This is a genomic window from Bradyrhizobium sp. UFLA05-125 (genome assembly GCF_059803515.1).
The window spans coordinates 73,791-87,141 of record NZ_JBANBJ010000001.1 but is presented as its reverse complement, the minus strand read 5'-3'; the positions used below and the strand labels follow the sequence as shown (position 1 = coordinate 87,141).

The 13,351-nt window shown below is 60.0% G+C and carries 8 protein-coding genes and 1 pseudogene; 2 read left to right on the top strand and 7 right to left on the bottom strand.

Annotated features, from left to right (window positions below):
• Positions 1-7 precede the first annotated feature (7 nt).
• Positions 8-1,192: an ABC transporter substrate-binding protein gene (locus SO156_RS00415; protein ID WP_458145816.1), complete on the bottom strand. Its 1,185-nt coding sequence runs from the start codon at positions 1,190-1,192 to the stop codon at positions 8-10.
• A gap of 668 nt (positions 1,193-1,860) precedes the next feature.
• On the opposite strand from SO156_RS00415, the gene SO156_RS00410 reads away from it, so the two are divergent.
• Positions 1,861-2,052 (top strand): hypothetical protein, encoded by a 192-nt coding sequence (locus SO156_RS00410; protein ID WP_458145815.1) that lies wholly within the window; start codon positions 1,861-1,863, stop codon positions 2,050-2,052.
• Positions 2,053-2,223: 171 nt separating this feature from the next.
• Here SO156_RS00410 and SO156_RS00405 read toward each other — a convergent pair whose 3' ends face one another.
• Positions 2,224-2,430: a hypothetical protein gene (locus tag SO156_RS00405; RefSeq protein WP_458145814.1), complete on the bottom strand. Its 207-nt coding sequence runs from the start codon at positions 2,428-2,430 to the stop codon at positions 2,224-2,226.
• Positions 2,431-2,536: 106 nt separating this feature from the next.
• On the bottom strand, positions 2,537-3,244 hold the full coding sequence (locus SO156_RS00400) for a L,D-transpeptidase (protein WP_498533823.1): 708 nt from the start codon (positions 3,242-3,244) through the stop codon (positions 2,537-2,539).
• A gap of 744 nt (positions 3,245-3,988) precedes the next feature.
• On the opposite strand from SO156_RS00400, the pseudogene SO156_RS00395 reads away from it, so the two are divergent.
• Positions 3,989-9,498 (top strand): annotated as a pseudogene (locus SO156_RS00395) (trifunctional serine/threonine-protein kinase/ATP-binding protein/sensor histidine kinase).
• A gap of 297 nt (positions 9,499-9,795) precedes the next feature.
• On the opposite strand, the gene SO156_RS00390 reads toward SO156_RS00395, so the two are convergent.
• The 4 genes from SO156_RS00390 to SO156_RS00375 form a co-directional block, all read right to left on the bottom strand.
• Positions 9,796-10,395 (bottom strand): sensor histidine kinase, encoded by a 600-nt coding sequence (locus SO156_RS00390; protein ID WP_498533474.1) that lies wholly within the window; start codon positions 10,393-10,395, stop codon positions 9,796-9,798.
• Positions 10,340-11,662 (bottom strand): PAS domain S-box protein, encoded by a 1,323-nt coding sequence (locus tag SO156_RS00385; protein WP_498533473.1) that lies wholly within the window; start codon positions 11,660-11,662, stop codon positions 10,340-10,342. The genes SO156_RS00390 and SO156_RS00385 overlap by 56 nt, the downstream gene beginning before the upstream one ends.
• Before the next feature lie 284 nt (positions 11,663-11,946).
• Positions 11,947-12,207, bottom strand: coding sequence for a hypothetical protein (locus SO156_RS00380; protein ID WP_498533472.1), 261 nt, complete (start codon positions 12,205-12,207; stop codon positions 11,947-11,949).
• A 45-nt stretch (positions 12,208-12,252) separates the two neighbouring features.
• Complete coding sequence (locus SO156_RS00375; RefSeq protein ID WP_498533471.1) at positions 12,253-13,233, bottom strand: alpha/beta hydrolase; 981 nt, start codon at positions 13,231-13,233, stop codon at positions 12,253-12,255.
• Positions 13,234-13,351: the final 118 nt, after the last annotated feature.

The following is a 13,351-nucleotide window of genomic DNA, read 5'->3' as shown; positions in this document are numbered from 1 at the left end:
CGTTGCGCTACTTCGGATAGTCGATCTCGGCCGTGTAGGCTCCCTTGATCGCGGGCTTGCCGTGCTCGATCTCAAGCAGAATCATCGGCAAACGGGCCTGATTGTGATCGTCGAACGTCACTTCTCCAACCGCGCTTTCGTAGTGGATGGCGGAGAGCGCGGCGCGGACCTTCTCGCGGTCGATGCTCTGGGCCTGCTCGATCGCCTTGGCCAGCAGGTGTACCGTCTCCCAATGCACATAGGCGTGATTGTTCGGCGCCTCGCCGTACTCGGCGATGAACTTCTCGACGAAAGCCTTGCTCTTCGCGGAATCATACGCCGGAAGCCAGGCCGCTGCCTCGATGGCTCCTTCGAGCGCTTTCGGTGCCGCCTTGATCGTGCTCGCGGTATTGAACTCAGCGTTGCCTATCAGCGGAATCTTGCCGGCGATCCCGACTTCGATCATCTGGCGCCCGACGATGGGCGTCGAATCTGCGTTGCCGTACATGATGATGGCCTGGGCGCCGGAATCGCGGATCTTGGAGAGCACGCTGCGGAAATCGACTTCACCTTCCTTGTAGTAATCCTCAGTCAGAATCTGGCTGTTGAAGCGAGGCAGGTACTTCTTGGTGAAGGCGATGGCCGCGCGCCCATAGTCGGTGTCGACCGAGAGAACGGCGTATTTCGTGAAACCCTTTTTCTCGGCGGCGTATTGCAGCACGATCAGCGCGCGGTTCTCGTCGGTCGGATAGTTGCGATAGGTCCATTTGAAGCCGCCCACACCCGCCTTGTAGGTAATCATCGGGTTGGACGAGGCCGCGTTGAGGAGCAGAACACCCGCATCCTCGGCGACCGGCTGCATGGCCAGCGTGACCGAGCTGGAGACGTCGCCGATGATGTAGTCGACCTGACTCTGGTCGATCAGACGCCGCGTCGCCGAAACGCCCTCGACTGGCGTTCCCTGGCTGTCCGCGGGCAGGACGTTGATCTTGCGCCCGCCGACGCCTCCCGCTCCGTTGATCTCTTTCGCCGCCATCTCGGCGCCGCGCAGCGAAAACGCGCCATACCGGGCGTTCGGGCCGCTCATCGGCGCGACGAGGCCCAGCTTGATCGTGCCGTCTTCACTTCGGGCGAACGCACCGGAGGAAATGGTCTGAAGTCCAATCAAGGCAGTTCCAACGCAGAATCCACGTCGGCTCAAGTCAATCGTCATTTCCCCGCTCCGTTGCTGCCAAACTTTGTGCACCCGCTCTGTCCGCCGCCTTTTTGTTCTTGCCCTTGGAATTTTTTGCTGCGGCCGGCGGTAAAAAATAGATTTGCGTCCAGTCGCGGGGGAAGCACGACTGCGGTCTGCCGCCATAGCGAATTTTTATGGCGGGCAGCGAGCGTCTTGGCAGGGGCGTCTGCGACGCAGACCTCTGGATCTTTGTCAGCGCTGTGGTCCGGTGGTCAGCGACGAAGCTCGCTGCTTGGCAACCTTCAATCGTGGCGCCGCTCGCGGCTTATCCAGCTTGCCGGCGACTGCATTCCTCGGTCGCTTCCTGGAACCGTCCAGTTGCGCCGCCGAGGTCGGTTCTGACACTCGCACATCCCTAGCTTGTCACCGTAGCTAGTATTGCGCGCCCGCGACGCTTCTCGAAAGCCGCCCGAAACTGCAAAAGTTTGGCCGTTCCGGTTTGGAGGAGCAGAGCACGCGTTAGTCGATGGTGCCGGAAGGACCGAAGCTTTTGACCTTGGCAGCTTCTCCACACCCACGAGAGGCAGTAGCTCGCGGCTGCTCTGAGCCACGAGCGCGCCTAGGGTTTGTGATGCAGGTCACGACGCGAACGAACCCAAGAGAGCCACACTCTTCTTTTCCTAAACCATTTGCAGGAACGAGGCATGAGTAACGAACTTCACGAACTATCCATCGGCGATCTCGATGAGGTTAGCGGTGGCATCTATACGAACTTCACCCCTGGCCAGGCCATTGTGCCATCCATCCCCATACCGCCGCCCTTGCTGGGGCTCTTGGGGTCCGGCCCGGTCGTCCCTGGAGGGTACGGCCCGATCGGCACCATCAACCCTCAGTAGCGCGCGCTCTTAATGCAGGCGGCGTCTCAAGCGCCGTCTGCGAGGTGGCTCGTATGTTAAGGCCCGCCAGCGTGAACCGGCGGGCCTTATGCTTCATCGGTGCTCTTCCGGCATCAACACGCTGTAGAGCTTGGCGAGCCCAGCAGGCGAGCCTGACGCGGGCTCGCAGGATCAGGAGCTGGGCGAGCCGCATTCCAGCCGCTCCTTGATCAGATCGAGGCGTGCTCCGATTTGCAGCACGACTTGATGCATTCCGTCGATGGCGGTGTCTGCATCAGGGCCGGCCAGGACCACGGCAAGCAGTCCAACGAGGTTTGATGTTTCCCTGAGCAAGTCGAGGGGCAAGCGGACCAGCGCGCAGATCGCAGCCGATGCCACCCTCCAGGCTCATAGCCGGACGGCCGGCGCCAAGGTGGCGAAGTCAAGCCGACGGCCTTCTCGGAGAGCTACTGGCGGCGCCTGGACCGGCGGCCGACGCCGTTGCCTATACCGGCAGCACTATCACCTTCGTTTTGACGGGCGTTCGCGAATAGAGGTCGAGCATGTCCTGGCTGAGGAGGCCGGTACAACCGCTCGTAATGCCGTTCCCGATCGTTTCAGGGTCGCTAGTGCTATAGATCGTGTAAAGCGTGTACGCCCCATTTTGATAGAGGTAGAGCACGCGGGCACCAAGTGGATTGTCAAGACCTCCCGGCATGCCACGAGCATATTTGCCCGCCTCCGGCTGGCGCGCGATCATCTCAGTGGGTGGCGTCCAGGTAGGCCATTCGGCTTTGCGCCCGACATAAGCCTCCCCGCTCCACCGGAACCCATCGCGGCCGACATTGGCTCCATAGCGGGTAGCGTTTCCCTCGCCTTCAATGCGGTAAACGTAGTACTTGCCGGGATCGATGATAATCGTACCGGGCGCCTCATTGCTGTCGTAGCGCACTGTCTTGCGAAAATATTTCGGATTGATCTTACTAACATCGACAGCAGGGATCGGGAATTTCTCGTTGGGCACGGGCCCGTAGACTTTCTCCGCCTCGGCCAGGCTCATGTAGTCGGATGCGCAACCGGCCAGGCCCAGTGCGGCGAGACCGGCAGCGGAGCCGAACAGAAACGCCCGGCGGTTGACAAGCCGCGACCGATGACCAGGCAGAGTCCCCTCACCCATCGCGCCGGCGTCGGCAATTCCACGGTCCATAAACATGATTTCGGATTTCCCTTGTCCCGTTGTGCGGCCGGAGAAGACTTTGGCATACAGTAGGAGGGGCGAGAAAAAGTTCTTCGTCAATCGAGCTTGAAATCTCCTTGACCAGCAGACGGCCTTGTGAGCCTCTCCCGAGAACAATGCGAGAACTCTCTTCTTGAATGCGGCTGACTGCGTTACAACGCAGCGCCGCAAGATCATGCCGAAGCTTGGCGTAAGCAGGTATGGGCGTGCAAACTCTGCTTGAGCGACGCCTCATCGGCGCCGCCTAAGCAACTGCACCAAAAGTGAGTCAGATCCAGCGACTTGCGGGGGCGCTGGCATCAACCCAGCTAGGGCTGCCTTTGAGCTACGATCAAGCGCGTGAGATCGCAGAATATCTTTGTTCGGCGCGCCAAATCGTGCAGTGGCGCCTGCGAAACCACCCGGTCTCTTTCTCCGGCGCTGTCTTAGCCGTGCTGCGTCGACTTGATAGAGCTGGACGCGGTTCGAGGGGGCAAAGCAGACGTCGGTTAGATCGGTTCGCCACAGCCGCTTTTTGACTCAAAGCGGGCTTGATGGCGCTGAAATGAATGCTTGCGACAAATTCGTCCTATCCGTCACAGATGAACGTTGGGAAATGCTATTGTACGGTCGCCACTGTGCTCGCTGGTCGCGACGCGCTATCGCTTGACCCATCAAAGGTCACCTCATTCGGACACTCGACTGAATTCCGAATGAAACCTGAATGATGGAGACCGACCGATGCTCACCACTGATCCGGACAGTAGTTCACAGGTTTTGTGGGAGGACGGAGAACCCGTCTTCTGCCGGGGCTGGCGCACCTGCGATGACGGCAACCGGAGCGCAGTACTGGTTGTATTGCCCGCCACCGAGCACCCGTCGCGCTCGAGCCTCGACCGCCTTGCTCACGAATACGCCCTCAGGGATGAACTGGATGGGACGTGGGCGGTGCGGCCGCTGGAACTCACGAGCGATGGAGCTCGGCCGATGCTGGTGCTCGAGGATAAGGGCGGCGAGGCGCTTCATCGGCTCCTGGGCGCACCGATGGATGTGGGACGCTTCCTGCGGCTGGCCATCGGTATCGCTGCGGCTCTCGGCAGGCTCCATCAGCGGGGCCTCGTCCACAAGGACATCAAGCCGGCCAATATCCTGGTCAATGGCACGACTGGCGAGGCGCGGCTCACCGGATTCGGGATCGCATCGCGGCTGCCCCGCGAGCGACAGGCGGCTGGGCCTCCCGAGACGCTGGCCGGCACTCTCGCCTACATAGCCCCCGAGCAGACCGGACGAATGAACCGTTCGATCGACTCCCGCAGCGACCTCTATGCGCTCGGCGTCACCTTCTACGAAATGCTCACTGCCACCTTACCGTTTACCGCCACCGATCCGATGGATTGGGTGCATTGTCACCTCGCAAGGACTCCGCTCTCGCCCGCCGATCGGCTGAAGGAGATCCCCAGTGTCGTCTCGGCGATCGTCATGAAGCTGCTCGCCAAGACGGCCGAGGATCGCTACCAGACCGCGGCCGGTCTCGCCAGCGACCTTCGCAGATGTCTGATCGACTGGGAGGCTGGGCGCCGGATCGACGATTTCGCGCTTGGCGAAGACGACATGCCCGACCGCCTCCTGATTCCCGAGAAGCTCTACGGGCGGACAGGCGAGGTCGAGGCCTTGCTCGCCTCCTTCGACCGCATTGTGGGCGGCGGCCCTCCGGAGCTAGTGCTGGTCTCCGGCTATTCCGGCATCGGCAAGTCCTCGGTGGTCAACGAGCTGCACAAGGCGCTGGTGCCACAGCGCGGCTGTTCGGCTCCGGCAAGTTCGATCAGTTCAAGCGCGACATCCCTTATGCCACGTTGGCGCAGGCCTTTCAGAGGCTCGTCCGGCCCCTTCTTAGCAAGAGCGAAGCGGACCTTGCGCGTTGGCGACTTGCATTCCGGGAGGCGCTGGGACCGAATGCGGGATTGATCGTGGCTCTTGTTCCCGAGGTGACGCTCGTCATCGGCGAGCCGCCGCCGGTCCCTGAACTTGCGCCATTGGACGCGCAGCGGCGTTTCCAGCAGGTGTTTCGGCAGTTCATCGGCGTCTTCGCCCGGCCGGAACATCCCCTGGCGCTCTTCCTCGATGACTTGCAATGGCTCGACGCGGCGACCCTCGACTTGCTGGACGATCTTCTGACGCGTTCGGACCTGGGGCATCTCCTGCTGATTGGTGCCTACCGCGACAATGAAGTCACTGCGGCACATCCGATGATGCGGAAGCTCGACGCGATCAAGGGCGCTGGCGGAATAGTCAGCGAGATCACGCTCGGGCCGCTTGCCTCAGAGCATCTCAGACAGCTGATTGCGGACGCCCTTCGCTGCGAGCCGGAACGCAGCGCGCCGCTCGCGGACATGGTGCACGACAAGACGGATGGCAATCCGTTCTTCGCCATCCAGTTTATTGCTTCGCTCGCCGATGAAAGGTTGCTTACCTTTGATCATGATGCTGCGCGCTGGTCCTGGGATCTCGATCGGATCCGCGCCAAGCGTTATACCGACAATGTGGTCGACCTTATGGTCGACAAGCTGACACGCCTGCCCGTCGAAACGCAGCAAGCATTGCAGTTGCTGGCGTGCGTGGGCAGCAGCGCGGAGTTCGATCTGCTTGAGATGCTTTCGCGGCAGTCGACGGAGGAGATGCATGACCGGCTGTGGGAAGCAGCCCGCGCCGGCTTCGTCTTCCGCACGGAGCAGTCCTACCGTTTCCTTCACGACCGGGTGCAGGAAGCCGCCTATATGCTCATTCCTGAGAACCTGCGCCCGGAGACGCACCTGCGGATCGGCTGGCTGCTCGCGGCGCACACACCGCCGGAGGAACGAGAGAAGGCGATATTCGAAATCGTCAACCAGCTCAACCGCGGCGCTGCATTGATCGCCTCCCCAAACGAGCGTGAGCAGTTGGCCGAGCTCAACCTGCTTGCAGGGCAGCGGGCCAAGTCGTCCACCGCCCATGCCTCGGCGCTCAAATATTGCACCGCAGGCTTGATGCTGCTGACGGATGATTGCTGGGAGCGTCGGCGCGAGCTCGTCTTCGCGCTCGAGTTGCTCCGGGCCGAATGCGAATTCCTCACTGGGGAGCTTACCGCCGCGAACAAGCGCCTGGCCATGCTCTCAATCCGCGCCGCCAGTGCGGTGGAGCGAGCGATCGTCGCGTGCTTGCGCATCGACGTGCACACAACCCTCGACAGGAACAGCGACGCGGTTGCGGTGGGCCTCGAATATTTCCGGCACCTGGGCATCGAATGGTCGGCACATCCGACGCAAGAGGAGGCCCGAAGCGAATATGACAGGATGCAATCGCAGCTCGGAGAGCGCGCGATCGAGGATCTGATCGAACTGCCGTTGGTGAGTGATCCGGCGTCCCTCACCACCTTTGACCTTTTGCTGAGGCTCGGGCTGCCGGCACGGGTGACGGATGTGAATCTCTATTCTTTGACGGCTTGCCGCGGCGTCAATCTCAGTCTCGAGCGCGGCAACTGCGACGCTTCGTGCGCCTTCTACAGTCGCCTTGGAGTGATCGCTGGTCCGTGTTTCGGCGACTACCAGGCCGGGTATCGCTTTGCCCGACTTGGTTATGAACTGACCGAACGGCGCGGATTGAGGCGGTTTGAGGCCAAAACCTATCAGCTCTTCGGCGACGTCCTGCCCTGGACGAAACATGTCAAGACAGGTCGCGATCTGCTGCGCCGCGCCGTCGTGTCGTCCAACCAAAGCGGCGATCTTACCAATGCGGTCGTCAGCTGCAGTCATCTGATCACCAACATGCTGGCGGCAGGTGATCCGCTCATTGAGGTGGAACGAGAGGCCGAACGTAGTCTCGCGTTTGCGCAGAAGGCGGGGTTCGGCTTTATAGCCGATGTTATCGCTACCCAACTTGCTCTGGTCAGAATGCTGCGCGGGTTGACGCGAACATTTGGCGCATTGGACGGCGATGAGTTCGACGAGATTGATGTAGCGCATCGATTATCGACGAATCCGAATCTGGTCGTCGCCGAGTGTTGGTATTGGATCCGCAAGCTTCAGGCGTGCTTCATCGCGGGAGACTACGCCGCTGCCGTTGAGGCATCATCGGAGGCACAACGCGTGGTGTGGACGGCGCGGTCGTTCTTCGAAGACGCGGAATTTCATTTTTATGCCGCGCTCTCACGCGCCGTGTTTTGCGACGACGCCCCTGCTGACCAACGCCAGAATCATGTCGATGCTCTGGCCGATCACCACCGTGAGCTCTGTGTATGGGAGGCGAATTGCCCGGAAAACTTCGAGAATCGCGCCGCTCTTGTCGGTGCGGAGATTGCCCGGGTCGAAGGCCGTGTGCTTGACGCCGAGCGGCTCTATGAACAGGCCATCCGCTCGGCGCAAGATAACGGCTTTGTCCACAATGAGGCGATCGCCAGCGAGCTGGCCGCCCGCTTCTACGCAGCGCGCGGCTTCGAAACCATTTCCCGTGCGTATTTGCGAGAGGCTCGTTCCTGCTATTTGCGGTGGGGGGCAGCCGGCAAAGTGCGGAACCTCGATCAGCTGCATCCGCGCTTGACGCTCGACGAACGCGCGTCGACTCCAATGGGCACAATCGAAGCGCCGGTCGAACATCTGGATCTCGCCACCGTCATCAAGATGTCACAGGCGATATCGGGCGCCTTCGTCCTGGAAAAGCTGCTCGAGACTCTCATGCGCACCGCGATCGAGCAATCGGGCGCCGTGCGAGGTCTGCTCATCCTTTCGCACGCGGACGGGCCGAGGATCGCTGCGGAAGCGACAACCGGCGAGACCATCGTCGTTGAGTTGCGCGACGAGGCGTTGACTGCAATCTCGTTGCCGGAGTCGGTTGTCCACTATGTTCTACGGGTTCGGGAGAGCATCATTATCGACGATGCCGCAGCCAATACTCCGTTTGCAGATGATCCCTACATCCGTCAGCGCCACACCCGCTCAGTTCTATGCATGCCGTTGCTAAACCGAGGCCAACTGATCGGCGTCCTCTACCTCGAGAACAATCTGACCCCACACATTTTTGCGCCCGCCCGGATCACAGTGCTGAATCTGCTGGCCGCGCAGGCCGCGATCTCGCTCGAAAATACCCGTCTGTACTGCGACCTGGCAGAACGCGAGGCCAAGATCCGACGCTTGGTCGACGCCAACATCATCGGTATCGTGATCTTCGACTTCAAAGGCCAGATCATCGAAGCCAATGACGCGTTTCTGCGCATTTTGGGATTCGACCGTAACGACCTCGATTCTGGTCGCATGCGCTGGCTGGATCTGATAGCGCCGGAGTGGCACGACCGAGCGGCTCACACGTTGCGGGAAATAAGGACAACCGGGAGCGCACAGCCGTTCGAGAGGGATTACGTCCGGAAGGATGGCAGCAAGGTTCCTGTGCTGATCGGCGCGGCAAGCCTTGAGCCACACGCGACTCAGGGCGTCGCTTTTGTGCTTGATTTGACTGAACGCAAACGTGCGGAATCCGAGGCGCGTGAGAGCGAGCGACGCTATCGCGAAACGCAGTTGGGGCTCGCGCACGCGAATCGCGTTGCGACAATGGGCCAGCTCACGGCGTCAATTGCTCATGAGGTCAGTCAGCCGATCGGCGCCACAATTGTCAACGCGGAATCGGCACTGCGTTGGCTGAATCGTGATGTGCCGGATTTGGACGAGGCGCGTCGGCTGCTGGCCAGGATCAAAAGTGACGGTAGCAGAGCTGGAAACGTCGTCAGTCGAATTCGTGGCCTCGTCGAGAGGACTCCACCGCGGAAAGAGCACTTGGATATGAATGAAGCGATTGGTGAGATCATCGACCTCGCACAGGGTGAATCCAGGAAAAGCGGCGTCTCGGTAAAAGCGCAATTTGCCGAAGGGCTGCCCGCCGTAACCGGTGATCGCACCCAACTGCAACAAGTGATGCTCAACCTGATCTTGAACGCAGTGCAGGCCATGAGCGAGGGCGATCGGGACTTGCGCGAGCTACAGATCAGCACCCAGGCGAATTCGCCAGATGGTGTGCTTGTCTCTGTCCGGGATTCGGGGTCGGGCATACGCCCGGAAAACCTCGATCGTCTTTTCGATCCGTTTTACACAACCAAGTCGACCGGAATGGGGATGGGATTGGCAATCTGTCGCTCAATTGTGGAAGGACACAGGGGGCGAATATGGGCGACGGCGAACATCCCGCGGGGCACTGCGTTTCATTTCACGATCCCTGCCGCTCCCCAATAGATGGCGGTGCAAATCGCAACTGCGCTTCATCTGCGGTTCCGCACGTGCAGGAATAGCAGGTTTTGGCCCTTCTGAGATATACGGGGCCGGCCGAACGTCCGGTTTGCGCCAGAAGCGGCCCTCCCCCGCACGTCGCAGTTTGACCCACAGCGGTCATGGGGCGCCTCCGGTGCCACTGGGCAAAGCCGGCGCGCTCGCCGGCCGTTTCATACGGCGTCGGCGCGCCTTTGCCTGCCCTTGCAAACTTTGCCCTGGTCACAGCCATGTTTGCCAGGAGATTGCTCCGCTTATGCTCTCTCAGGCAGACACTCTTCTCGGCTCTGATTGAACAGGCAGCGCGAAATGGAAGGTTGCGCCCAGGCCAGCGTTAGCGACAGCCCAGACGCGGCCGCCATGGGACTCGACAATAGAACGAGTCAGCGCCAGGCCCATCCCGGTGCCCTGGGGTTTCGTCGTAAAGAACGGGTCGAATATGCGGTCAAGGTTTTCCGTCGGCAGCCCTACTCCGGTGTCGCCGACCGAAATTACTACGTTTCGATCGGCAGTCAGTTGTGACCCTATCGTCAGTTCGCCCCCTCTGTCCCTCATAGCTTCGATTGCGTTAAGCACGAGATTGATCAACACCTGCTGCAATTGCACAGAATCCGCCATCACCTTTGGAAGGCCATCCGCGAGTTCGAGTCGAACTGTTACGGAATTTCCCATCATTTCACCACGCACCAGCATGATCATCTCTTCGATCAGTTTGCTCAAATCGACCAGCTCCCGTCGATCCGGAACGTCTTTTTTGTAGAAAGAACGAACACGGTCGATCACCTCGACCGCCCGGGTTCCGTCTTGCTCAATCCGCTTTGCTGATGCGCGCGCCTCTTCTGAAATTTGACGGAACTTGATCAATCCAAATCTGACAGGCTTTGGCGTTCAAGATGACCGCTGCAAGAGGTTGTTTGATTTCGTGAGCCAATGAAGCGGCCAGCTCTCCCAACATGCTCACCCGGTTGACATGCGCGATATCTGCCTCAAGCTTATGCAATCGTTCGCGCTCCTGCTGGGAGCGCTTGCGTTCAGTGACGTCCAGTGATGTGCCTACGACTTCAACGACGTTCCCGATCTTGTCCAGAACAGGACGACGAACACTTTCGATGTATTTGATCGCGCCGTCAGGCAGTACGATTCTGTACTCCAGCAGACGCTCTTCTCTTTGACGGACGCCCTCAAGGGTCCTTCCTCTGACCAGATCACGGTCCTCCGGATGGACTCGCTGAAACAGCGTTTCAAAATCCGGCATGCCGTCGGCGGGATCCAAAGCATATATTCGGAAGATTTCTTCCGAGCAGTGCAGCATCCGATCACGGCGGGGATCCCACGCCCAACTACCTGTACGAGTCAGCCTTTGTGCTTCGGCCAGATAAGCTTCACTCCGCCGAAGTGCATCCTCGGCATGTTTTCGTTCAGTTACATCGACCGACGTGCCGAGCACTTCATTGACATTCCCCTGTCCATCCATGACAGGACGGCGGACACTTTCAACGTATTTGAGGGTCCCGTCAGGCAGCACAATTCTGTATTCAAACAGGCGCTCTTGCCTGTGGCGAAAAATCTGCACGGTGCTCTCTCTTACCCAGTCACGATCGTCCGGGTGCACCCGCTGTGAGAGCATCTCAAAGGTCGGTACGCCGTTCCCCGGATCCATTCCATAGATCCGGAAAACCTCCTCAGAGCAGTGCAGCAGCCTATCCTGTCGTGGATTCCACGCCCAGCTGCCCGTATGCGTCAACTTTTGCGCTGCGGCCAGGTATGATGCGCTCCGACGCAACATCGGCTCCGCGCCGTTCCCGTCGGTACCGTCACGGATCGCGGCGAATACCCACATCCGATTGCCGCTCCGGAAGGGAGTGAGGCTAATTTCCACCGAGAACTCGCTTCCGTCTTTGCGCAATCCGTACAATTGCCGGCGGGCTCCCATTGGGCGCAAGCTTCGGTACCGTTCCGGTATAAGCGTTTCGACGTCTTTGCCTAAAAGCTCCTCGCGGTCATAGCCAAACAGCTCTTTGGTTTGGGCGTTCACGAGCAAGACGTTGCCATGCACGTCCGTGACCACCAAAGCATCGGGCCCGGCCTCCAAAAGGACTACAAATTCGGCGTCCGTCAGAACGTGCGCCACGTTCGTCATATCCCGAAATGTACCGACCTCTCTCGGTCAGGCTGACCAGACACGCCGCGAATACCTCTTACTGGCGCGTGACCTCTGCAGTCTGCCTGAAACACTATAAGGCGGTCTCGCAGCGCGAGCAAACCTCGACGAGACGACTCGGATGCCATGGCGAGCGGCCGAGGTTTGCTGCGGTGCATGAGTCCGTTCACGGCCCATAACGGACATTGGGAATGACATACCGGCACCCGCCGGTCGGCAGCGGCGGCTTGCAACCGCTGCCATGGGCATAACACTTAATTTCGGCGGTGGACCGGGGAGGTCTGCGCCGATGCCTCCAAGTTCCCCACGCTAACGACGGCCTGGGCGGCGCGTTGCGCGTCCGCAAGCACCCGCCTCATCGACGTGAGTGCTTCGTTCAAATCCGGATCAGCCCTCTCGAGCCAGCGCAGGCTAGCTCCGCAGTTGAGCAAGATGGCGCCGAGTGCCTCATTCAGCTCATTCGTCAGTTCACCCAGCGTCCGAACTTGCGGGGCGCGCGCGAGTTCGATCTGCATGTTTGCGTCTCCTGTGACGAGATTGCTGCGTTCGTGGCTACTCTCTCATTCGAGTATGGACCGAATAAAGGCGCTGGCCTGCGCGATGGCGCCCCGGGTCGCCGGCGTATCGGCCAGTGCGTTAAGCACTAAGAAATCGTGGATCGTGTCGTTGTATCTCGTTGAGGTGACACGGACCCCTGCACGAGCCAGTTTGCGTGCGTAACACTCACCTTCGTCGCGCAGCACGTCGTGCTCTGCGACAATGACGAGGGCATCGGGCAGGCCTGTCAGATCGTCAATTGAAGCATTAAGTGGCGCCGCGGTGATTTTCTTGCGCATGGCGACGTCCGGAAGATAGGCATTCCAGAACGACTCCATGGCCGGCTTGGTGAGCCAAGGTCCATTTGTGTAGGACGCGTAAGACCCGGTGTCGAACACCGAAGCGACAGCAGGATAGAACAATACCTGCAAATCGATTTTCGGGCCGCGGCGCTGTTTGGCCAGAAGCGTGACAGCTGCGGCCATATTGCCACCGACGCAGTCGCCGGCAATAGCCATCCGGGTAGGATCGATGGCCAGCTCCTCGCCGTGTTCCACGAGGTACCTGGTGACGGCATAGACTTGCTCGATAGCGACGGGATACTGGACCTCCGGCGCGCGATCGTAACCCACGAAAAACAGCGCGACATTTGCGCCGACAGCGATTTCCCTGATCAAGCGGTCGTGTCTGTTCTCGTCACCGAAGACCCAGCCGCCGCCGTGCACGTATACCAGTGCAGGCAGTGCTTCAGTTGCGCCCTCTGGTCGTACGATGCGAAGCGGCACTGATCCGGTTGGGCCGCAGGAAATCACCAAGTCCTCTAGATGCACGGCCGGTTTGCCGATATCTCCCGACTGGATATCCTCCAGAAATTTTCTCGCATCCTCGGGAGACAACGCGCGCATCTTCGCTCGGTCGGTGATCGTATCGACAAATTGCTGCGTCGCCAGCTCGAGCAGCACAGCATCGGCGACATCTAGTGACGCTTGCTTCGGATTCGGCATAGCGGCCTCTCGCTTCATTCATCATGAGCGCAGCCCGGGTCAAGCACCAAGGAAATGTTGTGAATTCTTGCGAATTCTCAGCAGGGAGCGTGAAGTTGGCCCGCGAACATCTTTGACT